This is a genomic window from Psychrobacillus sp. NEAU-3TGS, from assembly GCF_029955155.1.
Lineage (GTDB): Bacteria > Bacillota > Bacilli > Bacillales_A > Planococcaceae > Psychrobacillus.
Genome location: NZ_JAPNOZ010000011.1, coordinates 505,283 through 528,973, shown reverse-complemented (window position 1 = coordinate 528,973; position 23,691 = coordinate 505,283). Strand labels below are relative to the sequence as shown.

Here is a 23,691-nt window from a genome sequence, read left to right as displayed (position 1 = left end):
CGATTATGCTTTACATTTCAACTTTATACTTTAGCTATCAGTCAAGAAGAAGGTGTAAGGAAGATGAAAATTGGTCTTTTTTCCGATACATTTTATCCTCAAATCAATGGGGTCGCAAATTCTGTTCTCATACTTAAAGAAAATCTTGAAATGTTTGGCCATGAAGTATACGTTTTTACCACAACTGATCCAAAAGCAAGCAATAATGAGAAAAATGTATATCGAATGCCGAGTATTCCATTTGCAAGTGCAAGACGCTTAGGAATGTTTTACCATCCTCGATTAGTGCGCTTTATTAAATCATTAGAGTTGGATATTATTCATACACATACCGAATTTTCGTTAGGCATTTTCGGAAGGGCAATGGCTAGGAAATTTCATATACCTTTGCTACACACCTACCATACGATATATGAGGATTATACGCATTATATTGTAAAGTTTAGAATGCTAGATTTCATAGCAAAAAATACAGCGCGAAAAATAAGTGCTAACTTTTGTAACTCAGTCGATCGAGTGATTGTTCCAACCGAAAAGGTAAGGGATTTATTGTTCGTTTACAATGTAGAGCGACCGATATTTGTTGTGCCAACAGGCATTGAGCTTAATAAATTCGCCAATGTTAATAAAAAATCCGCGACAGTACAAAATTTACGCGCCGATTTAGAAATAGAAGCCGACGACCAAGTGCTACTGTACATTGGAAGAATATCAGAAGAAAAAAATATTGCGGAACTATTGCTATCGTTGAAATGCTATTTAGCCGAAAATGCAAGTGTGAAATTTGTACTTGTTGGTGACGGCCCAGAAAGAAACAATTTAGAAGAACTAACAAAGCAGTTGGGGATCGATAAACAAACGCTCTTTATAGGAGAAAGACCTTGGGATGAAATCGGCATATATTATCAGTTAGGTGATGTTTTTATAAGTGCCTCACAAAGTGAGACACAAGGACTTACTTATATTGAAGCATTAGCATCTGCGCTACCGATAGTGGCAAAAGCGGATCGTTGTTTAGACGGGGTATTACAAAACGATGTGAACGGCTATGTTTTTTATGGAACGGAAGATTTTGTCCAGTCTATCGATCGTATTTTAGATAGTGAAAGTAAAAAAGAACGTTTATCGCTAGGAGCAATCCAGTCAGTTGAAAGATATTCAGCTACTTATTTTGCACAGGCAATTGAGGCTATGTACGAAGGTTTACTTGATGAGCATAAGAAATTGTACCATGTCTCGTAATAGGAAATGATATGCGGATTTTTTTAGATGCAAGATGTTCTTAAATATTGTACAGCCAGTCATCCAGTATTTTATTTTACTGGGGGACTGGCTGTTTATTTCGTTTTGTTTTCAACTATTGTTATAATAGGTACACAACAAATAATAAAATAAGTCAGAGGTCTGACCTGTACATTCCTGAAATTTTTGGTAAACTAGAAGAAAATAGTAGGAGGCAAAAAAATGAGCAAATTCAAACGTATTCATGTTATCGTAATGGACTCCGTTGGTATCGGCGAGGCACCTGATGCCGCTGCTTTCGGGGATGTAGGATCACATACTTTAGGACATATTGCAGAGAAAATGAATGGCCTTCATATGCCGGAGATGCAAAAGCTTGGACTTGGCAATATCGACACGATTCAAGGGATTGAACGAGTAGAACATCCAACTGCATATTTTGGAAAAATGCAAGAAGCCTCTGTTGGGAAAGATACAATGACAGGACATTGGGAGATTATGGGGCTGAACATTGATAAGCCTTTTAAAGTATACCCAAATGGATTCCCACAAGAACTAATCTCGGCTTTAGAAGAAAAAATAGGTCGAAAAGTAATTGGTAATAAACCAGCGAGTGGTACAGCTATTTTAGATGAACTAGGCGAAGAGCATATGAAAACTGGCGCAATCATCGTTTACACTTCAGCAGATCCTGTTTTACAAATTGCTGCACACGAAGAAATTGTTCCTTTAGAGGAACTTTATCATATTTGTGAAGTGGCAAGAGAATTGACGCTTTCTGAGGAATTTTTAGTCGGTCGAGTGATTGCGCGTCCATTTATCGGACAGCCTGGAAATTTTGCTAGAACGTCGAATCGTCATGATTATGCATTAAAACCTTTTGGCCGCACAGCGATGAATGAATTACAGGATGCAGGACTAGATGTCTTGGCAATCGGGAAAATTTATGACATTTTTAATGCAGAAGGAATTACGGCTACTGAACGTACAACGGATAATATGGACGGTATGGATAAGTTTATCGCGACATTAGATAAAGATTTTACTGGCATTAGTTTCTTAAATTTAGTAGATTTTGATGCTTCTTTTGGACACCGTCGTGATCCAATTGGATATGGGAAAGCGCTAGAAGAATTCGATGCACGTTTAAAAGAAGTATTGCCTAAGTTAACTGAGGAAGATTTACTTATCATAACTGCGGACCATGGGAATGACCCAACAATGCCAGGTACGGATCATACACGCGAATTTGTTCCGTTAACTGTTTACTCTCCGGCATTAAAAGAAATGAAAGAGCTTCCAATCCGCATGACGTTTGCGGATATTGGCGCAACGATTGCTGAAAACTTTGGAGTTGCTAAAACTGCATTTGGGGAAAGCTTTTTATCTTTATTAAAATAAATGTTAAGGCGGGAAAACACATGAATATGCTTGAATTAATAGATAAGAAAAAACGCAACCATTCACTTACAGAAGAAGAAATTAACTATATGATCACGAAATATACTAAAGATGAGGTGCCAGATTATCAAATGAGTTCAATGCTTATGGCAATTCTCATCAATGGAATGGATGAAAATGAGACAGCTTGGTTAACAAAGGCAATGGTGGAATCAGGCGATGTTATTGATCTTTCCAGTATTGAAGGATTTAAAGTGGATAAGCATAGTACAGGTGGGATTGGCGATAAAGTAAGTTTACTTGTCGCGCCTATTTTAGCATCCCTAGATATTCCTATTGCTAAAATGAGTGGTAGAGGGCTTGGAATAACTGGAGGCACAGTGGATAAGTTAGAATCTATTGAAGGCTTTCATGTAGAATTGGAAGCGGATGAATTTATTAAACAAGTAAATGAACATAAAATTGCGATTGTCGGTCAATCAGGCAATTTAACACCAGCGGATAAAAAATTGTACGCTTTACGAGATGTGACAGGAACAGTCGACAGCATTCCTTTAATCGCTTCTTCCATTATGAGTAAGAAAATAGCGAGTGGTGCGGATGGGATCGTACTTGACGTAAAATGTGGTAAAGGCGCATTTATGAAGGATTTAGAACATGCATCCGAGTTGGCTAAAACAATGATTCAAATCGGTGAAAGTCTAGGTAGAAAAGTAGCAGTAGTTATCACTGATATGAACCAGCCGCTTGGTCATAATATCGGGAATAAGCTAGAAGTAGCGGAAGCCTATGATTTCTTAAATAACTACAAAGAAAGCGAACAAGGCTTATTAGATGTTACAATAGCGATTTCTTCTAAAATGTATCAACTTGCAACGGATGTGAGTGATGAAATTGCAGAGCGAAAAGTGTTAGAGACACTTTCTAATGGTGCGGCACTAGCGAAATTAGAAGAATTTATTACTGCTCAAGGCGGAGATGCTTCGGATGTTCATGCAAAAACTACAAAACATGAGATCGAAGTGAAAGCTGCCAAAGATGGGTATATTAGCTTGATTGACGCGGAATTAATCGGAAAAGCTTCTCTTTTAGTAGGAGCAGGTCGCTTAACAAAAGCGGATGTATTAGACTTCGACGCTGGGGTTAAATTGGTGGCACTTAATGGGCAATCAGTTAAAAAAGGCGATACACTAGCAGTTCTGTATTCTAACAAAGATGCGGTGGAAGAGTCTGTTCGATTGATCGAGGAAGCTTATTCTATAACAGATGCTGAACCAGTGAAAAATCAGTCTATATTGAAGATCATGTAATATACATTAGTAAGCAGCCAAATATATAAATTTGGCTGTTTTTTTTGTAGAAAAAATACATTGGGTATTATCAATCATAAAAATATTTTACAAATAACAACGATAAGGCTAGCAAAAATTGCGTACACATTTTACAGGGGTAACTGCACTGTAGTGAATTGAATGAAGACTCCGCTTTTATTTAGCACGGCGGTGCTTCGCTTTCCGAGTGCGAGCGCAGCCGCACTAAATCCCTTCATCAAAATAGTAATTTCCAAAAAAAAGGACAAGGGCAATTAAAGAGTTGTCAATAGCAACCAGTTCTAGTCTAAGGCAACCAAACGACTGATGAGAGCAACTAGCTCTAGTCTGAAAGAAACTAGATTACCCCTGAGAGCAATCATTGCCTCAGAACACAAGTTTACTTTGAATGAAATGTCCATATTTATGGATATTATTTTGGATTACTTTACAAAAAGCTTCCGCTTGCTTGGCTTTTGTCGTGTTTGCACTGTGTTTTGTCGTGTTCAAGTATGACTTTGTCGCGTTCAGAGGCTAGTTTGTCGTCTTCACAACATATTATGTCTCATTACACTATTTATTGGTATTTTATAAGCGGAAAACCTCTGAAGAAGGTTGATTTGTTAAATAGTGAGACTAATTAGATAGCGTTATCCTTAATGGATTGTAGCGAAAGGAGGCGATCCAGCGGGAATAGCATGAGCTGAAGACCCTCAGGAGCGAAGCGACGAGGAGGTTGAAGCAATGCCCGCGGAAAGCGTCCTCCTGAAGAGAAAATCCTAGCGGTTACCTAATAAAATTTCCTACGTAGTAGTTTCTCTATAATACTTCTCAAGATTTTTCATCTCTCTCTGTTGTACATTACAACCCTATGTTCAAGCCATATTCAAGTAATCATATAGGCATCTCTAAAGGTTTATAAAAACTTTTACGAGATGCCTATTTTTTGATTAAAAAATACGAAAGCTTCCCATACTTATAAGGAGCAGCCCTTTGTCGAAAATCGACTAATAAGATATCATTTCTTCTACTTTTGTCAAGCGCAAGGAATAACATCTGTTCATGTAGAATTGCGCTATTAGAGGAGGCGATTTTATGATTCATGAAGTAGAAAGAGTTGGAGAAGAAATTATTATTATTCGATTAAAAGGTGAATTAGATCATCATAGTACGACAGATATTCGCAATGAAATAGTGCCACTGATTAAAAATGGGTCTATTAAAGTATTAGTTTGGAATTTAAAAGATTTAAATTTTATGGATAGTTCAGGCATAGGGCTTATTCTCGGAAGAATGCGTGAGCTTGCGCCAATCGAAGGACAAACCATCATCGTCAATCCTTCACCGACGATGAAGAAAATTTTTCAGTTTGCAGGATTAAGTCCCTACATTTATAACGAATCAGAAATTGAAATTATGTCAAAGTTAGGGGGAATTGTTTATGGACAATGAGATCACACTATCTTTTATAGCAAAAAGTGAGAATGAAGCATTAGCGAGAATGGTAATGTCCAGTTTTATCGCAGCAATTGATCCGACAATCGAGGAGTTATCTGAATTTAAAACAGTTATTTCTGAAGCGGTAACGAATGCCATTGTACATGGATATGAAGAGGATGGAGTAGGAAAAATTGAAATTCATGCACAACGGATAGATAGAGAAATTATTGTATCCATTGTGGATTATGGACGCGGAATTCGAGATGTAAGTCAAGCTCGGGAGCCACTTTTTACAACAAAACCGGAGCAGGAGCGTTCTGGAATGGGGTTCACCATTATGGAAAGCTTCAGTGACGATGTGGAAATATACTCAATTCCTGATAGGGGGACGACTGTAACTATAACGAAGCGATTTGTGCCAATTCAAGAATCTAGCAGGATTGTCTAATGATGAATAATAAGACGACATCGGCTTTATTAACCCAAGAAAAAATGAGAGAACTCATTGCCTTATCACAAGCTGGTGACAAACAGGCAAGACAGCAAATGATCGAAGGGAATACTCGGTTAGTTTGGTCAATCGTGCAGCGCTTTGCTTCACGTGGAGCCGACTTAGAGGATTTGTTTCAAATTGGTTGTATCGGCCTGATGAAATCAGTGGATAAATTTGATTTGGCGTATGAAGTAAAGTTTTCTACGTATGCAGTTCCTATGATTATTGGAGAAATTCAGCGGTTTTTAAGAGATGATGGAATGGTGAAGATCAGTCGTTCTATACGGGAGTTAAATTTTAAAATTCGTCATGCAACAGATGATTTTCTGAAAAAGCATGAACGTCAACCAACGATTCTTGAACTAGCAGGTATTTTAGAAGTATCGAGAGAAGAAATTGTCATGGCTACCGATGCATTAAGAGATCCTGCATCCTTACAAGAGCAGTTGTATGAAAATGATAGTGGAGATGCACTTACATTAATGGATCAAATGAAAGATGAACGCTCGGAGAAGTCATTTGACCATATTCCACTGAGAGAGCTAGTGGAAAAATTAGATAAACGAGAACAAATGATTATTTATTTGCGATATTACCTAGACTGTACACAGAGTGATATTGCCGAACGACTTGGTATTTCGCAAGTACAAGTATCACGACTCGAAAAGAAAATATTAAGCCAGCTTAAGTTATGGCTAGTTCCAGCTGGCTTTGAAGAGCAATCAAAAGCAAAAGATAGGTGATTGAAACGAAACCTTTATTTTCAAGTATGTCTGAAGCAGAATCGTACTTAAAAGAAAAATTCGGTGTAAACGAATCGTACGATTTTGGCACTTTGCATACGCATTTGTATGAGTTTCCTGTACTCCTTGTGTATATTAATGGATTAGTGGATGGCATGGTTCTGACAGAGTTACTAACGAATGCGCAGGTTGAAATACAAGAGGGGACAGTCGACGAAAATAATATTATTGAACATTATTTTCCATATTATTCGATTACCCAGTACGATTCTAAAGAGAAATGGCTAGTAGCGTTACTCAGTGGACAAGTAACATTCATTTTAAATAATGGTTCTGTTTATACAATCGATGTCCGGTCCTATCCAGGAAGAAATCCGGAAGAACCGGACAACGAAAAAGTAGTAAGAGGTTCAAGGGATGGATTTACGGAAAATATCGTACAAAATACTGCGCTTATTCGAAGAAGAATTCGGGACCCAGATTTAAAGTTTGAACTACATCAAGTATCAACTTTAGGTCAAACAGACATTGCAATATCGTATATCAAAGGCATTGCCAATGAGGATAATTTAAAACAAATCAGAGATAGGCTAAACCAAATAAAGCATGATGGCTTTACAATGACTGATAAAGCACTGGAAGAATGGCTGTTTAAGCAAGGATTCCATCCATTGCCCTTTGTGCGATATACGGAAAGACCCGATATTGCAGCTGCACATTTGTTGGAAGGGCATATCGTCGTTGTTGTGGATACATCTCCATCTGCTATTATTGTGCCAACGACGATTTTTCACCATTTGCAGCATGCAGAAGAATATCGGCAAGCTCCTTTAATCGGTACACTGGTACGTTGGATTCGTTTGGCAGGTGTTTTGTTAAGCTTATTTTTACTTCCTTTTTGGTATTTGCTTTCGAAGCATCCAGAGTTTTTGCCGAAAGCCCTTGATTTTTTTGGACCGAAAGAAACCGGGGAAATTCCACTCTTTCTGCAAATAATTTTCGCTGATGTGGGGATTGAATTCTTGAGGCTTGCTGCCATTCATACTCCTACTCCGTTATCGACAGCGATGGGGATTATTGCGGCATTAGTCATCGGTCAAATGGCGGTAGATGTTGGATTGTTTGTCCCAGAGGTAATTTTGTATACGGCGGTTACAGCGATCTTTACGTTTGCTATTCCTTCGTATGAACTAAGTATTTCAACGAAAATTTTTCGAACATTTATATTAGTCTGTACGGCACTTTTAGGGGCAAATGGATTTTTTATCGCGCTGGTCATCTTGCTTTTCTATGTAGGGTCTTTAAGACCTTTGAATGTGCCTTATTTATGGCCGTTAATGCCATTTTTTCCAAAAGCATTTATGCGAATACTAGTCCGTTTCCCTATGCCAGTGGATGCAAAGCGTCCGTTTATCACTAGATCGTACGATCGCAAGCGGTCATGAATGCCATTGCAATATCCTCTTTTAATGTGGTAAAGTTTCTATAGCGAAAGAGGAAAAGAGGCGATTTAATTGGTGACGGTATCAACACATGCAGTAAATGAAAAAGGACATTTAGTACTAGGTGGAATCGACAGCCTAGAATTAGCAAAAACATATGGAACACCTTTGTTTGTATATGATTTGTCGCTCATAAGAGAACGTGCACGTGCATTTATCCAAACATTCCAAGAACAAAATGTACCTGCGCAAGTTGCTTATGCGAGTAAAGCTTTTTCTAGTGTGGCAATGTATCAAGTAATGAAACAAGAAAATTTGTCACTTGATGTAGTTTCTAGCGGAGAGTTATATACAGCGATTAAAGCCGGTTTTCCAGTAGAACGAATCCATTTTCATGGAAACAATAAAAGTAAAGAAGAATTATTACTAGCTATTGAACATAATATCGGCTGTATAGTTGTAGATAACTTCTATGAAATCGAGTTATTAAAACAACTAACTACAGAACTGAACCAAAAAGTAAACATTCTTTTACGCGTCACTCCAGGAGTAGAAGCACATACTCATGACTATATTACAACTGGACAGCAAGATTCTAAATTTGGTTTCGATTTGATGAATGGACAAGCAGACCTTGCTTTTGGACAAGTGTATCAGGATGATTATATTCAATTGCTCGGCCTTCATTGTCATATTGGGTCTCAAATTTTTGAAACTATCGGATTTAAAGTCGCTGCAGAAAAATTGATCAAAAAAATGATTGAATGGCATCAGGATTATGATTTTGAGTGTACCGTATTAAATTTAGGCGGCGGCTTTGGGATTAGGTATACAAAAGAAGATGCGCCACTTGAACCTTCTGTATATGTAAAAGAGATGATCATGGTCGTAAAAGGTCTAATTGCTGAAACAGATTTTGCAATGCCTGAAATTTGGATCGAACCAGGTCGTTCGCTTGTTGGGGATGCAGGAACTTCTTTATATACAATTGGTTCCCAAAAAGAAGTACCGGACGTTCGAAACTATTTGGCTGTAGACGGTGGAATGTCGGATAATATTCGTCCTGCCCTATATGGTGCACTATACGATGCAGTAATTGCAAATAAACTGGATGAAAAAGCAGACGAAACGTATACTATTGCTGGTAAATGTTGTGAATCAGGGGATAAGCTGATTGAACATATTACATTACCAAAAGCAGAGCCAGGAGATATTTTAGCGATGTTCTGTACCGGTGCTTATGGATATGCCATGGCAAGTAATTACAATCGCTTAACTAGACCTGCTGTTGTGTTTGTGGAAAATGGAAAGCATCAATTAGCTGTTAGAAGAGAAACACTAGAAGATATTGTTCATCTTGACCTTCCTCTAACGATGGAAAAGGAGTGAAGGTAAGTTGAAAAAAACGAATCGTATGTTATTTCTCATGTTATTAATAATAGGAATTGTATGGGGAGTAATATATTGGATCTTTATAGCACCAAATGCTGATTTGTAATTTGACCAAAAGTCGTGTACGATTATAATGATCATTTTAATCTTATTTTATGAGAGTCTTCCTATTTTCTAGAAGTGATGAAACTAAAAGAGGGTTTTAACTATGTTGCTACGGTATAAAAAAGCATTCGAAAAAATTTCTATGGGTCTTCTATCATTTATGCCTCATGAAAAAGACGTAAAAAAGTTACTAGAAACGATACACATGTATGAAACGAATCCAGATTGGCATTTGTTTTTATGGAAAAAAGGTGAGGATTTAGTAGGATTAGTTGGCGTTCGGATGAATAATACAGATGGAATTATTCAGCATCTTTCCGTCAATCCGTCTCATCGCGGGGAAGGTGTTGGGAAACAAATGCTTCAAAGTCTCCCATCAATTTTACATACATCGTCTATCCAACCAACCGAAGAGATTAAGTCTTTCTTCGAAAAATGCCAAATAGAAAAAGAAGAGGATTGACTTATTTTAAGTCATCTCTTCTTTTTTTCTGTCTTTCTCGCTCGATTAGTATTTCGGAACGGTCTCTGAGCATATGCTTATGAGTAAGAAAGTGTAAATCCTCTTCAGTTGTTATTCCAAGTGCATCAACTAATCTTTCTAATTGCTCATTCATTAGTTCAATCGTAAATTGCTGAAATGCTTTTTTTCTTTCAATAAACTAATAGAATGGGTAGTATCTTGCATAAGTTTAGTGTAGTTGATTGTATCATAATAGACAGATGGAGAAGTTTCGACGAATCGTTTTATACTTCCATTCATTGTTTTAATCGCTCCCGTAATATTGCCCCTACGCCAGTGGTACATAGATGTGGACAATAGGATGAACGCTGTTAGTGGGTGATTTTTACCGGCTTGCGGAACTTCCTTCCAGTAGTCTTCTAGTAGTTCATGGCACTCAAAATAATCTTTCGTACCATTAAATTCTTTTATAAATTGGACAAAATTAGGATGGAATGTAGGATGCAATGTAATCACCTTTCCTCTATAATGATGTTAAAAACCGATAATAGGTGGAGTAATATGTCTTATGAAGTAAAAACAGAAGCATTTGAAGGACCCCTTGATTTATTATTACATTTAATAAATCGTTTGGAAATAGATATATATGATATTAAAATGGCGGAAATCACAGCACAATATATGGAGCATGTGCATGCAATGAGTGTTTTGGAGCTAAATGAAGCTAGTGAATATTTAGTAATGGCAGCTACACTACTATCTATTAAAAGTAAAATGCTTCTTCCTATCCATCAAGATGATGAGATGGAAGATGATTTTGATATTAATGTAAATGACCCAAGGGACGAGTTAGTACTAAAGCTAATAGAATACAAGAAATACAAAGAAGCGGCAGTTAGTTTGCAAGAAATGGAGGAAACTCGTAATCTATTTTACACAAGACCACCAACAGATTTAAGTGAATTGCAAAATAGTAAGCAGCTTGCTTTGTTTGAGCATGACGTAAATGTATACGACATGCTTGGTGCATTCCAAAAAATGCTACGTAGAAAACAGTTGAATGCACCACTACACACACGAGTAAGTAAACAAGAAATATCGATCAAAGATCAAATGAAAAGCGTTATTTCAACCTTAAAGCAAAACAAAGGTAGGCTATCTTTTTATGAGCTGTTTCCAACAAGGGATAAAACCACGATCGTGACGACATTTTTATCCATTTTAGAGCTTATGAAACGCCAAATTGTGCAAGTAGAGCAAAATAACAATTTTGATGATTTATTTGTTCTTTTGCGAAAGGAAGATTTAGAAAGTGAATTCGAAGATGAAATTGATGAGTAATATTGAAAGTCTATTGTTTGTAAGTGGGGAAGATGGCTTAACGAAAAAACAATTAGCTTTTTTAACAAATGAAACAGAAGAACAAATTTCCGTAACGCTTGAAGCGATGATGGAGGCATATGAAAAAAGTGAAGACCGAGGAATTGAGATTAAGCAGCTTGCTGGTACTTTCCAATTAGTGACCAAGCAAGGAAATGCAAATAGTATTCAAAAGCTAGTAGAAAACCCTACTACACAATCTCTATCGCAGGCATCACTCGAAGTTTTAGCGATCATTGCATATAAACAACCAATTACAAGAGTAGAAATTGAAGAGATACGAGGGGTAAAATCAGAACGACCAATACATACGTTATCCTTAAAAGGCCTGGTGAAAGAAGTTGGGCGTGCAGATGGTACAGGGAGAGCTATATTGTATGGAACAACAACGGAATTTCTTCAATACTTTGGATTACAGGATATTCGTGCATTACCTCCGCTTCCAGAAGATATCTCGGTGGATGAGATGGAAGACTCGGACTTGTTCTTAACCAAGTTTCAAGAAACATTTGAAGGATAGAAATAATTTAAAGAGGAGTATTTTTATTTATAAAAAAATAACTTTATTTTTTCTGTTTTTTCTATTTTGGCAAGTGGGGAACGTAGAAGCTTCCTCTTCCTATGCTGTAATTGATGTACAAACGGGGAGACTGTTAGAAGGTAGTAATGAGTATGAGGAATTACCAATAGCAAGTTTGACGAAAGTATGGACTGCCTTAACGGTTTTGGACAATGCTTCTTTAGAGGATGAAATCACCATCTCCCAAGCCGCTGCCACACAAGAAGGTTCCTCTTTATATTTAAAGCCTGGCGAAGTGTGGACAGTGAATTCCTTATTGCATGGGCTTATGCTCCAGTCCGGAAATGATGCAGCGTACGCATTAGCAGAACATGTAGGTGGTTCCATAGATGGTTTTACACATCTGATGAATGAAAAATTTCAAGTGGCAGGGTTAAAGAACTCCCATTTTACAAATCCTTCGGGACTCCATAGCGATGACCATTTTGCATCTGCCTATGATATGGCAAACATGTTTCGACTAGCGCTTCAAAACGAGCAATTTAAAGAAATTTCCTCAGCGAAAAGCTTTCAACCGAAAGAGCGAAATGTTCGTTGGAGTAATAAGCATCGCTTAATACATGATAAAGAAATAGCGATCGCTGGTAAAACAGGATACACGAAAAGAGCAGGAAGAACGCTTGTTACTTATTTCAAAGAAGATGACAAAGAAATTGTAGTCGTAACTTTGAATCACTCCAATGACTGGGCATATCATACTTCGCTTGCTGAACAAGTATTTGCCAACTATGATTCTGTGAAAGTCGTGAAAAAAGGCAAGTATCGAGTGTTTCAAAAAGAAGTCATTGAAGTGGAAGACGATCAATATCTATTGTTAAGTAAGGAAGAACGAAAAAAACTAAAAAACGTTTTACTAATCCCCCGAAAAACAACAGCAACCAATCCATATTTATGGAATGTAACAATCGACGATCAAATTGCCTTGCGATTTAGTGTGAACAAAATTAATTAAACGGCTTTACTATTTGGGGGTGTGACTTTGTCACACCCCCTTGTTTGTGATCACATATGTCTATTAATAAAAGAGCAACTTAGCATAGGTTACTCGCAACGTTAATGTACATATGCGCAACATTCGGAGGCATCTGCGCAACGAATAAGAAAATGAACCAGAAACGTCTTTATCTCAGCCCAAGTAAACCTGGTATTTGACGAATTGGTTGCTTTCATGAGTAATTTGGTTGCTCTTAGCCATTTACTGGATGCACGAGAGGGGGAACCAGATTAAATACCCATTCCTTAGCGGATCGGTATTGATAAGTTAGCGATTTGTAACGTAATGTCGGATAATCCGTTGCTTTTACGAGTAATCTGGTTGCTCTCGTGCTGAATTGGTTGCTTTAAGACTAAAACTAGTTGCTTTCAATACCCAATTGGTTGCTCTTAGCCATTTATTGGATGTACGCTATTGGGAAACCGGCATTGTGTATAACACTCTCTATATTGGATCAATATGGAAGACAGTTTTTCTAAAAGACTGTCTTCTTTTATTTTGTCTAAAAGTGTGACATAATTCACTCATATGTATGGAAAGATTGGACGAGGTGAAAGAATTGGAAAGACTACAAAAAGTATTAGCACACGCAGGTGTCGCTTCTAGAAGAAAAGCAGAAGAATTGATTCTCCAAGGAAAAGTAAAAGTGAATGGGAAAGTTGTGACAGAGCTTGGTACAAAAGTTTCGAATTCGGATACAGTGGAAGTAGAAGGGGTAAAACTCGAAAAAGAACAAAAAGTATACTACTTACTTTATAAACCAAGAGGCGTTATTTCTGCAGTTACAGATGATAAAGGCAGAAAAACGGTTACTGATTTATTGCCACATGTAAAAGAGCGACTATATCCGGTCGGAAGATTAGATTATGAAACCTCTGGATTGCTACTCCTAACAAATGACGGAGACTTTTCGTATGCTCTAACGCATCCTAAATTTAAAGTAGACAAAACTTATGTCGCAAGAGTAAAAGGAATTCCATTGAAAGAACAATTAAGACCCTTGGAACGCGGAGTAGTATTAGAAGATGGAAAGACTGCACCTGCACGAGTTAAATTATTATCGAGTGAGCGAAAAACAAATAAAGCGATTGTCGAAATAACTATTCATGAAGGTAAAAATAGACAAGTTCGTCGTATGTTCGATGCAATCGGTTTTCCGGTCCAAAAGTTAAAACGGGAACGATTTGGGTTTTTAACATTACATGGTTTAAATGCCGGTGAATGGAGAGAGCTAACAACGCATGAAATTAAGCAATTACGCGTTTTAGCTGAAACTGGAAAAATAGGTAACTAATACTTGAATGTTCACAAACCATTCAAATGTCGGTCCATTTTAAAATGTATATTTTGGTATAATATATGTCGACGATGCTTAGGAATGGAGGAGCAATGATGGCGCAATCTAAAAAGAAAAGATTTTATATTCGAACTGCTATTTTAGCAGTACTGACGATAGCCATCGTCTTTACAATATACTCAAACGTAACGAAAGAAAAAAATGCTGTCCTTCGTGAAGGGGACAAAGCACCTGATTTTGCTTTAGTGGATTTGGAAGGGAACGAACATCGACTTTCTGACTACAAAGGTGAAGGCGTTTTCTTAAACTTTTGGGGTACTTGGTGTAAACCATGTGCAACGGAAATGCCCGCAATGGACAACCAATATCATGTCTATAAAGATCAAGGTGTTCAAACACTAGCTATTAACATCGGAGAATCCCAATTAAAGGTGAATAGCTTTAAAAATAGTCATGGTTTAACGTTTCCTATTGCAATAGACCAAAATAAGAGTGTAATGCAGTCTTATAATATTGCCCCTTTACCAACTACTTTTTTGATAAATCCGGATGGCCGGATTGAAAAAATCATAAAAGGGGAAATGACGGAGCAGGATATTGCAGATTTTATGGAGCAAATTAAACCATCCTAAAGGAGTTTTATAGATGGACAAGATAGTTTGTACATGTGGTAATGTGAACCCGGCTGGGACATTGTTATGTGAAAGCTGTGGACGACCATTAAATAAAGAGACAGCAGAGAAGAAATTAGTAGATATGCGTTATGAAGGCTCGGCAAGACGTTCCCAAACATACAATAAAACGATTATAGATAAAGTATGGAACTTCTTTTCGAGTGTCAAAGTCGGTGTGTGGCTAATTGTCCTTATTCTTGTTGCTGCATCAATCGGAACCATCCTTCCGCAGGTTTTTTACGTTCCGGCGACAACGGAAGAAGATATAGCTGCTTACTATGAACGAATTTACGGCACATTTGGAACATTATATTATAAGTTAGGATTGTCGGACTTATATAGTTCTTGGTGGTTCCAAGGGCTTATTGGGATGCTCGGGATTTCCTTGATCATCGCGAGTCTAGATCGGGTTATTCCACTTTATAAATCCCTCAAGAAACAAAAAACGAAGAGACATTTTAGCTTTTTGAAACGTCAACGCATTTATGGGATTGGAAACATCGAAAATGGGGAAGAATCTATTAAAAAAGCGGAAGAAAAGCTAAAGACTATGCGTTATAACGTGAAACGCGAAGGTAATGCGTTACTCGCTGAAAGAGGTCGCTTCTCTCGTTGGGGTCCTTATATTAATCATTTAGGTCTTATTTTGTTCTTATTTGGTGTCATGCTTCGTGCGTTACCAGGTTTTTATGTCGATGAGACGATGTGGTTACGTGAAGGAGAAACGCTATATATTCCAAAAACGGAAGGTTACTTCTTAGAAAGTAAAGAATTTATCTATGAAACATATTCAAAGGAAGAATCGGAAGAAGTATTTGGAGATGCTATTGATCGTGTTGGAACTATTGCTAAAAATTATCAAACAAATGTCGTATTACATAAAGGACCAGAAGGAGCAGTTGCTGGCCATTTAGATGATTTAACTTTTGAAAAAGAAGCGGCTATTCAAGTGAATAAACCGCTGAAGTTTGACAATTTTTCTGTTTTCCAAATGGATTTTCGCTTAGATGAATTGGCATCTATGACATTCCAACTGCAAGATAAAGAAACAGCCGAAAGCTTCGGTGAGTTTACGATTAATTTGGCGGATCCAAAACCGGTCTATGAATTATCAGAAGACGCCAAAGTGGAAATTTTAGATTACTACGCAGATTTTACTGGATTTGAAGATGGAGTGCCACAATCTCAATCACCGCTTCCTAACAATCCAGCATTTCTAGTGAAAATGTATACTCCGGAGTTTCCAAAAGGAGAAACAAGCTTTGTAATGATTAAAGAAACGCTGGAACCGCTTGGAGAAAATCAACATAAACTTGCTTTCCAAAGTGTCGAAACTAGAGACGTTTCTGGTTTAACTGTTCGTAAAGATTTAACACTTCCTATTCTTATGCTTGGCGGTGTTATCTTCATGATTGGGGTAGCACAGGGGTCGTATTGGAATCATCGACGTATTTGGATACAGCAATTAGAGGATGGGCAAGTCGTAGTTGCAGCGCATACGAATAAAAACTGGCTCAGCATCAAGAAAGATATGGATGCAGTTTCTGAAGTTGCAAATCTTCCGAAATACGAAGATCAACAAGATGAGGATTCTAAAGCGGAGAAAGAGGAAGGGGTTTAATTAATGGTAGAAGTAAGTAGTACTTTATTATTTATTGCGTTCGTTGCGTATTTAGTAGCAACCTTTTTATTTGGAGGCGCTGTAAAGAGTTCGAGCTCTAAAGCTTCGAAATCTTATGAACGCTGGGGTAAATTAGCCATTACTGTTACAATTATCGGATTTTTATCCAATATTGGTTACTTTATCACTCGTTGGATAGCAGCTGGACATGCTCCTGTCAGTAACTTGTTTGAGTTTACAACCGCTTTTGGAATGTTGGTTGTTGGTGCGTTTATTTTAATTTACTTTATTTATAGAATTACAGCACTTGGACTTTTTGCATTGCCGATTGCTATCATCATCATTGGTTATGCGAGTATGTTTCCAAAAGAAATTACGCCATTAATACCGGCGCTTAAAAGCTATTGGTTAACGGTTCACGTTATAACTGCGGCACTCGGAGAAGCAATATTAGCGATTAGTGCGGTGGCAGGTCTAATCTATTTGCTTAAAAATATTGATATGACTAAAAAGTCAAAGCAACGATTTTGGATTGAGGCCGTTATGTTTGTAGTTGTATTAGTATTAGGTTTTATTGTGGCTACAACTTCTTTCACATTAGCAGGTTATAAAGCAGAATTTAACTATGTAAATAAGGAAGAACAAGTATTAAAAATGGAATATCATATGCCACCAATTTTTGGGATGAATGAGTCGGAAGCTATTACCGAAAATAGAATGCAACCGTTAATGGAGATGCCGCCTCTAGTAAATGCGAAAAAACTGACTATCGTAACATGGTCTGTTATCTTTGGAACCATATTATATATCTTGCTTCGTTTAATCTTGAGAAAACGAATTGCAGCAGTTTTACAACCATTTACGAAAAAAGCGAACTCTCAATTTATGGATGAAATCGGTTATCGTTCGGTATTGATCGGTTTCCCTGTTTTCACTCTAGGAGCACTTATTTTCGCGATGATTTGGGCACATGAAGCTTGGTCTAGATTTTGGGGCTGGGATCCAAAAGAAGTTTGGGCGCTTATTACTTGGCTATTCTATGCAGCATTCCTTCACCTTCGTTTATCAAAAGGGTGGGAAGGGAAGAAATCTGCATGGTTGGCATTAATCGGGTTTATCATCATCATGTTCAACTTAGTAGCGGTTAACCTGATTATTGCTGGACTTCATTCATATGCTTAATAAGAAAGCGTAGGTACCTATGGAAGTAGAGTATTGTCAGTAAACTATGTGAGAAAGCTAAACTAATTGAAAAGCTCTTATCTCCCATTAAAGAGGTAAGGGCTTTTCTTTCCATTTGGTGATACTAATTGTACAATATAGATTAGAAGTTGATAGAAGGGTCTGATATTATGTCTGAAATGATTAAACTATTAGTAGTGGACGATGAGGAAAGAATCCGTCGTTTATTGAAAATGTATTTAGAAAGAGAAGGCTATGAAGTAGAAGAAGCAGAGAATGGAGAAGTCGCTCTACAACTTGCGCTAGAATATGATTATAATTGCATCCTATTAGATATTATGATGCCCGAAAAAGACGGGATAGAAACGATGACAGAGTTACGCACACATAAAGAAACTCCTATCATTTTGTTAACAGCAAAAGGGGAAGAGGCTAACCGTGTAGAAGGCTTTGAACTGGGAGCAGACGACTATATAGTGAAACCTTTTAGCCCAAGAGAAGTGGTGCTCCGTGTGAAGGCACTTTTAAAACGATCAGCTGCACTTTCACCTGTACAAGGCCTGTCCACATCAAAAGATATCGTTGTATTCCCGCATCTTACAATCGATCATGATGCACATCGTGTTACTGCTGATGGTGTGGAAGTGAGTTTGACACCAAAAGAATATGAACTACTATACTTTTTAGCAAAGGCGCCTGATAAAGTATTTGATCGAGAGCAGTTATTAAAAGAAGTATGGCATTATGATTTCTTTGGTGATTTAAGAACGGTCGACACACATGTAAAACGATTACGCGAAAAGTTAAATAGAGTATCTGAAAAGTCTGCGAAGATGATTGTGACTGTGTGGGGGGTAGGCTACAAGTTTGAAGTTATCAATGAATAGAATTTGGAATAGTGTTGTCGGGAAGCTATGGTTAACCATATTGCTTCTCGTCTTATTTGTGCTGTTTATCGTCACTGTCTTAATGTTAGAGTTTTTGGAAAACTTCCATACAGAACAAGCGGAGGAGTCGCTTAGACAGGAAGCTGCAACAATAGGGAAAATAGTGCAGCAATACGATCAAATAGAAGACTCCATGCAAATTATTCAAAATATTCTTGGAGCAGAAACAAGTGCTTTAATCGTACGAAATCCGGAGTCTGTATTTTTATCGGTACATGAAGGGTTAAACAAAGAGGTTTTTCAAGAAAAATTATTAAAAGATGAAGACCTAGCGAATATCTATACAGCAAATAACACGATTATTAAAAAGATGCTTATGCCTTCCATGTCCGAGGAAGATAGAATGGAGAACTATATTATCCTTGCCTCTCCTTTAGAATCCGATAAGGAAATACACGGTGCGGTCTTTATTTATCAAAGCTTAGAAGTAGTTAATAAGACTTCCAATCATACTACGCGCATTGTCTTTTTATCTGGATTTATTGCATTATTACTTACGACCATGTTCTCATTCTTCTTATCTTCCAGAATTACCGCTCCTCTTAGATCGATGCGAGAAGCAGCATCCGAGCTTGCAAAAGGAAATTTCGAAACGAAAGTTACTTATGTACAAAGGGATGAAATTGGTGAGCTGAGTTCTGCGTTTAATCGAATGGGAAGTCAGCTAAAACACCATGTAGAAGTGATCAGCCAGGAAAAAGAACAGCTTTCAAGTATTCTTACGTCTATGACAGATGCGGTTATCACATTTAATAAAGATTTGACCATTCTTGTTAGTAATCCACAAGCCGATCAGCTGATTCAAAAGTGGTATGCAAACAATGAAACAGCAGACAACTCTAACCTGCCAGCAGAGTTATACCACTTGCTTGACCATGTATTTCATTTAGAAGAAGAGATTGATGAAGAATTAGAAATAAAAGGCTCCTATTTTTCCGTTTCTATCAGCCTTCTTTACAGTAAAGAAGCGGTCCGAGGTGCAGTTGTTGTTTTGCGAGATATGACCGAGCAGCACCGTTTAGATAAAATGCGTTCAGACTTTATCGCAAATGTTTCCCACGAGCTAAGAACACCTATTTCGATGCTTCAAGGGTATAGTGAAGCGATTATTGATGACGTAGTAACAACCGAAGAAGACAAAAATGAAATGATTCGCGTTATTTATGACGAATCTAAACGAATGGGAAGATTAGTAACAGAATTACTAGATTTAGCACGTTTAGAATCGGGTTACCTAAGCATTTATAAGGAAGACGTTTCTGTCGTGCCAACAATTGAGCGTATTACGCAAAAATTTGATCAAATTGCTAAAGAAAAAAATATCGGTCTATATTTTGAGCATACATTATCAGAGAGTATTCATTTGCAACTGGATGAGGATCGAATGGAACAAGTACTTACTAATTTAATCGATAATGCCCTTCGACATACTCCTAAAGACGGCTCAGTGACGGTAAACTTATCTAAAACAGCCGGGCAGATAGTAATTCAAGTAAAAGACACTGGATATGGGATTCCAAAAGAAGATTTACCATATGTGTTCGAACGTTTTTATAAAGCGGATAAAGCGAGAACTAGAGGGAAAAGTGGAACAGGTCTTGGACTTGCGATTGCCAAAAATATTGTCGAACGGCATGACGGTAGTTTATCCGTAGAAAGTGAAGTTGAGGTGGGAACAACATTCATTATTAAATTACCTTTAAGCGAATAAAGTGAAACAAAACGGTACATGAAACGACTAATTAGAAGAACGGGGGGAGCTTATGAATGACTCCGTTTTCCACCGCTTGTATGATAGTTATCATCAAGACGTTTTTCAGTTTCTTATTTATTTAGTGAAAAATAGGCAAACTGCGGAAGACTTGGTCCAAGAAGTATATGTACGGGTAATAAGGGCTTATAGTAAATTCGAAGGAAAGAGTTCGGAAAAAACTTGGTTATTTTCCATCGCCAAAAATGTGGCGATTGATCATTTTAGGAAACAAGCAGTGCGCAAGAAAAGATTATTTGAATCATTTGATTGGGAGACAATGCAGCTCACATCAAACGAAATGCTACCAGAGGATTCGGTACAGCTTAATGATGAAATGAAAGCATTACTCGTAGCTCTTGACGATTGCACAGGTGATCAAAAAATGGTCATCATTATGCGTTATTTTCAAGAGCTTTCCATAGCAGAAACAGCACAAGTATTAAGTTGGACAGAAGGGAAAGTGAAGACAACGCAACATCGTGCGATCAAAGCACTTCGAGAACGATTATCTGTGCAAGAAAAGGAGGGTACAGTTCATCATGAGCGATAGAAAAAAAGAAGAGTCATCAATTGATGAGCTTCTACAAAATATGCCCAAATTTACAGATCATCGTTCCAAAGAAGAGGTGTATAATCGGGTAAAAATGGAAATAGAAGCTCAAGTCAAAGAAGAAAAAAGAAAAACAATAGTCATGTCATTTTCAAAATGGATGCCTTTTATAGTTTCCGTTGCAGCGATTCTCCTCTTAACATTCCTTGTTTCTTCCTATACGAACCAAGAAGAAAAATCGATGTCCAACGACAGCACTGAACAATCAGAGAATCTAAGAACTATGGACGCAAAAGAAGAAAACAAAACAGTAACGGAAGAAGATGCAGCGCCCCAACAGGCAAATGAAATGACGGCCATGACGAAGATGCTGGATACTCCTATAGAGTTGATCCCACTCCATAAAACAACTTCTGTTTATGAAGATAATATAAATGGAGGTACCGTTTTCCATTTTTCATTAGTAGAGAATGCATTAACCATTCCTATTTCAATCATTATTCCAAAAGAACGTATGGAAGCAGATTTCCCAGCTGGAGCACCAACCAGTTTGCAGTTGTATGAACGATATGCAGCTCAGATTGATGAAGAAGCATTGGGGTTTATGGAGTATCATCCGTATAAAGGATATTTCGTAGTGGAAGGAAATGTGTTAAAGCATTATCTACCTAAGGACCATGGATACGATAGAGCATCAGGGTCTACGACAACTTATGAGCAATCATTGAATGAAATATTTACTGATTTTGATTCTATTTTACCCGTAAATGAAGACGGTACGACAATAGAGTGGGATCAAGCCGGTGAGAAAAAGGAGCCGAGGAAGTTGCCTGGTTCTTCAGGTCACTACAATTATTATATCTATCATGCAAGTAACGGCGATGATTATTTAACTCCTAGTTTTGGAAATACGTATAACTCGCTTTCTGAAGCGTTGCTGGCAATGAATGATGTAGAAAATGATTTTTATACATCGGTTATTCCTTCCAATGTTTCATACTCATATTCGGAGCAGAATGGTATACCAGTCGTCCGTTTTAATGAGCAACTCGATTTAGAAGCGTTAGATCAGTTTGCAGCAACGAGGTTAATCGAAGCATTTGCTCTAACAGCTGCAAGCTTCGGTGAAGAAGTAATGCTTGAACATGTAGTACAAGAGCAGTGGGCAGAATTCGATTTAACAAAACCTTTACCAGTACCGCTTGGACCGAATGGGTTTATTATGAGTGAATAATTTTGTTTTGAATGCGTGGAAGGGTGACCTGGTCATTTCTTCCACGCATTTTTCTATGCTTAAGTATTTGTGGAAATTAGACATCTGATAACTTTTTTCAATTAATATCAGATATGTCATTTTTGGGGAGTACGTGTTATAGAGATACTGTGTGGTATTTATCTGTGTCTCACTTCAAGTAAACTCTTTATATTAAGGAATGGTTGCTCTTAACCATCAACAAGAAAATAGTGTAGCGAGCTACTTTACATTAGGTGATAATGGGGTGGCCCTTCTATTTTAAGTCAGTCCAAACCAAAACCATCCATAAAAATATGGATGGTTTTTATTATAGATAATGAGTTTAGAAACCGGTATTCAACGGGTTGATTAATATTAGCTGAATAATGATAAGCTTATCTCATTCAATAGTCGTATTTATTCTACAAGAAATGAATTTTAAAATTGAGTAGATAAAATATAAAGAGGTGTAGGGATGTTTAAAAAGCTATTTCAAAAATCACAACAACCACAATTTAAAAACCAAATAGAGTTATGTGTGTCAAATCGAATTTATGATAGTGAAGAGATTGATACATTATTAAATCGTGAGGATATTGAACTTAACGAGGTAGGTTGCAATTCACAATGTGAAGTTTGTGATATTGGCTATTATGCAATCGTAAATGGGGAAGTATTGTGTGCAGATAGTGCTCCGGAATTATTAGAGAAAATTGATGAGGAGTTAGAACAAAATTCGATCATTTATTAAATATACGAAACTAAGTGTCATCATATTATATATACTTAAAATCTACAATACTAGCGCTCCCCGTTTAATAGGTGGGCGCTATTTTTTGCTTGCTTCTTTATTGACAAAGTAAACTTATTAAAATAAAATAAATCGTGCACGATGTATCGTGTGCGATTTAATTGTGAAAGGGGATTTAATTTTGAAAAGAGCTGAGTTTATAGGAGAGTCTATTGATTTTCTCCATAAATATACGATGAAAAGTCTACAGAAAACTGCGGAGGAGCATGGAGTAACGATTCCACAAATAAGGGTAATCGGTGACGTATATGCCCATAAAACCGTTAGCATTAAGCAACTGTCTCAAAATTTGAAAATGACGCAAAGTACAGTTTCAGATATTGTAGATAGGCTAATAGCTAAAAAATTACTAGTAAAAACGCCAAATCAAAAGGATAAACGCCTAGTAGATATTTCGTTGTCTCCTAGATTGGCTGAAGATATTGATGAAAGTATCGCGGAACTGACAAATCAGTCACTGGTTGCAGTATTAGATCTTTTAGATCCTAGCGAACAGGAAGCGGTGGAGAAAGGAATGAAATTGTTAGTTTCAGCGGTTAAAGAAAAAATGCTTGCTGAGGGTATGGATAACCACAATTTCATCGACATCTTATACTTCTCCGAAAAGGACAAACGTGGGAAATAACATTTATAAGTG

The 23,691-nt window shown here is 37.3% G+C and carries 24 protein-coding genes; 22 read left to right on the top strand and 2 right to left on the bottom strand.

All coding sequences use genetic code 11. From position 1 onward, the window contains the following. Positions 1-63: 63 nt before the first annotated feature. The 9 genes from OR571_RS15355 (at position 64) to OR571_RS15315 (ending at position 10,031) form a co-directional block, all read left to right on the top strand. A complete protein-coding gene (locus OR571_RS15355) occupies positions 64-1,242 on the top strand; it encodes a glycosyltransferase family 4 protein (protein WP_282243942.1) in 1,179 nt (392 codons plus the stop codon). 222 nt (positions 1,243-1,464) lie between these two features. Beyond that, complete coding sequence (gene deoB, locus OR571_RS15350) at positions 1,465-2,643, top strand: phosphopentomutase (protein WP_282243940.1); 1,179 nt, start codon at positions 1,465-1,467, stop codon at positions 2,641-2,643. A gap of 20 nt (positions 2,644-2,663) precedes the next feature. After that, positions 2,664-3,953 carry a thymidine phosphorylase gene (locus OR571_RS15345; protein WP_282243937.1) on the top strand — a complete coding sequence of 430 codons (1,290 nt, stop codon included), beginning with the start codon at positions 2,664-2,666 and terminating at the stop codon, positions 3,951-3,953. A 1,095-nt stretch (positions 3,954-5,048) separates the two neighbouring features. Then, the gene (locus OR571_RS15340) at positions 5,049-5,405 is read left to right on the top strand and encodes an STAS domain-containing protein (protein ID WP_142537252.1); all 357 of its coding nucleotides are present in this window, start codon (positions 5,049-5,051) and stop codon (positions 5,403-5,405) included. Further along, positions 5,395-5,841 carry an anti-sigma F factor gene (gene spoIIAB, locus OR571_RS15335; RefSeq protein WP_142537251.1) on the top strand — a complete coding sequence of 149 codons (447 nt, stop codon included), beginning with the start codon at positions 5,395-5,397 and terminating at the stop codon, positions 5,839-5,841. The genes OR571_RS15340 and spoIIAB overlap by 11 nt, the downstream gene beginning before the upstream one ends. Then, positions 5,841-6,629 carry a SigF/SigG family RNA polymerase sporulation sigma factor gene (locus tag OR571_RS15330; protein WP_373287579.1) on the top strand — a complete coding sequence of 263 codons (789 nt, stop codon included), beginning with the start codon at positions 5,841-5,843 and terminating at the stop codon, positions 6,627-6,629. The genes spoIIAB and OR571_RS15330 overlap by 1 nt, the downstream gene beginning before the upstream one ends. A 26-nt stretch (positions 6,630-6,655) precedes the next feature. Then, positions 6,656-8,074: a spore germination protein gene (locus OR571_RS15325; RefSeq protein ID WP_282244212.1), complete on the top strand. Its 1,419-nt coding sequence runs from the start codon at positions 6,656-6,658 to the stop codon at positions 8,072-8,074. A gap of 69 nt (positions 8,075-8,143) precedes the next feature. Further along, entirely contained in the window at positions 8,144-9,460 is a 1,317-nt protein-coding gene (gene lysA / locus OR571_RS15320) for a diaminopimelate decarboxylase (protein WP_282243934.1), read from the top strand. A 211-nt stretch (positions 9,461-9,671) separates the two neighbouring features. Next, positions 9,672-10,031, top strand: a complete 360-nt coding sequence (locus OR571_RS15315) for a GNAT family N-acetyltransferase (RefSeq protein WP_142537249.1) — start codon at positions 9,672-9,674, stop codon at positions 10,029-10,031. Position 10,032: 1 nt separating this feature from the next. On the opposite strand, the gene OR571_RS15310 is transcribed toward OR571_RS15315, so the two are convergent. Next, positions 10,033-10,185: a hypothetical protein gene (locus tag OR571_RS15310; protein WP_282243933.1), complete on the bottom strand. Its 153-nt coding sequence runs from the start codon at positions 10,183-10,185 to the stop codon at positions 10,033-10,035. After that, positions 10,185-10,538, bottom strand: coding sequence for a DUF309 domain-containing protein (locus OR571_RS15305; RefSeq protein WP_282243931.1), 354 nt, complete (start codon positions 10,536-10,538; stop codon positions 10,185-10,187). Before OR571_RS15305 ends, OR571_RS15310 begins: the two co-directional genes overlap by 1 nt. A gap of 54 nt (positions 10,539-10,592) precedes the next feature. Between OR571_RS15305 and OR571_RS15300 the strand changes: the two genes are divergently transcribed. From OR571_RS15300 to OR571_RS15240, 13 genes are all read left to right on the top strand, one after another. After that, the gene (locus OR571_RS15300; RefSeq protein ID WP_282243929.1) at positions 10,593-11,372 is read left to right on the top strand and encodes a segregation/condensation protein A; all 780 of its coding nucleotides are present in this window, start codon (positions 10,593-10,595) and stop codon (positions 11,370-11,372) included. Then, on the top strand, positions 11,344-11,931 hold the full coding sequence (gene scpB / locus OR571_RS15295; RefSeq protein WP_481900398.1) for an SMC-Scp complex subunit ScpB: 588 nt from the start codon (positions 11,344-11,346) through the stop codon (positions 11,929-11,931). Before OR571_RS15300 ends, scpB begins: the two co-directional genes overlap by 29 nt. 73 nt (positions 11,932-12,004) lie before the next feature. Further along, entirely contained in the window at positions 12,005-12,943 is a 939-nt protein-coding gene (locus tag OR571_RS15290; protein WP_282243927.1) for a D-alanyl-D-alanine carboxypeptidase family protein, read from the top strand. A 601-nt stretch (positions 12,944-13,544) separates the two neighbouring features. After that, positions 13,545-14,279 carry a pseudouridine synthase gene (locus OR571_RS15285; protein WP_142537244.1) on the top strand — a complete coding sequence of 245 codons (735 nt, stop codon included), beginning with the start codon at positions 13,545-13,547 and terminating at the stop codon, positions 14,277-14,279. Between the two features lie 98 nt (positions 14,280-14,377). Then, on the top strand, positions 14,378-14,914 hold the full coding sequence (resA, locus tag OR571_RS15280; RefSeq protein WP_282243924.1) for a thiol-disulfide oxidoreductase ResA: 537 nt from the start codon (positions 14,378-14,380) through the stop codon (positions 14,912-14,914). A gap of 13 nt (positions 14,915-14,927) precedes the next feature. After that, positions 14,928-16,577, top strand: coding sequence for a cytochrome c biogenesis protein ResB (gene resB, locus OR571_RS15275; RefSeq protein WP_282243923.1), 1,650 nt, complete (start codon positions 14,928-14,930; stop codon positions 16,575-16,577). Between the two features lie 3 nt (positions 16,578-16,580). Further along, positions 16,581-17,759, top strand: coding sequence for a c-type cytochrome biogenesis protein CcsB (gene ccsB, locus OR571_RS15270; protein ID WP_282243922.1), 1,179 nt, complete (start codon positions 16,581-16,583; stop codon positions 17,757-17,759). 170 nt (positions 17,760-17,929) lie between these two features. Further along, positions 17,930-18,646, top strand: coding sequence for a response regulator transcription factor (locus tag OR571_RS15265; RefSeq protein ID WP_282243921.1), 717 nt, complete (start codon positions 17,930-17,932; stop codon positions 18,644-18,646). Then, the gene (locus tag OR571_RS15260) at positions 18,639-20,417 is read left to right on the top strand and encodes an ATP-binding protein (RefSeq protein WP_282244208.1); all 1,779 of its coding nucleotides are present in this window, start codon (positions 18,639-18,641) and stop codon (positions 20,415-20,417) included. The genes OR571_RS15265 and OR571_RS15260 overlap by 8 nt, the downstream gene beginning before the upstream one ends. 52 nt (positions 20,418-20,469) lie before the next feature. Beyond that, on the top strand, positions 20,470-21,009 hold the full coding sequence (sigX, locus tag OR571_RS15255; RefSeq protein WP_282243920.1) for an RNA polymerase sigma factor SigX: 540 nt from the start codon (positions 20,470-20,472) through the stop codon (positions 21,007-21,009). Beyond that, entirely contained in the window at positions 20,999-22,243 is a 1,245-nt protein-coding gene (locus tag OR571_RS15250) for a hypothetical protein (RefSeq protein ID WP_282243919.1), read from the top strand. Before sigX ends, OR571_RS15250 begins: the two co-directional genes overlap by 11 nt. A 475-nt stretch (positions 22,244-22,718) precedes the next feature. After that, positions 22,719-22,994 carry a DUF1450 domain-containing protein gene (locus tag OR571_RS15245; RefSeq protein WP_282243918.1) on the top strand — a complete coding sequence of 92 codons (276 nt, stop codon included), beginning with the start codon at positions 22,719-22,721 and terminating at the stop codon, positions 22,992-22,994. Positions 22,995-23,175: 181 nt separating this feature from the next. After that, on the top strand, positions 23,176-23,679 hold the full coding sequence (locus OR571_RS15240; protein WP_282243917.1) for a MarR family winged helix-turn-helix transcriptional regulator: 504 nt from the start codon (positions 23,176-23,178) through the stop codon (positions 23,677-23,679). Positions 23,680-23,691: the final 12 nt, after the last annotated feature.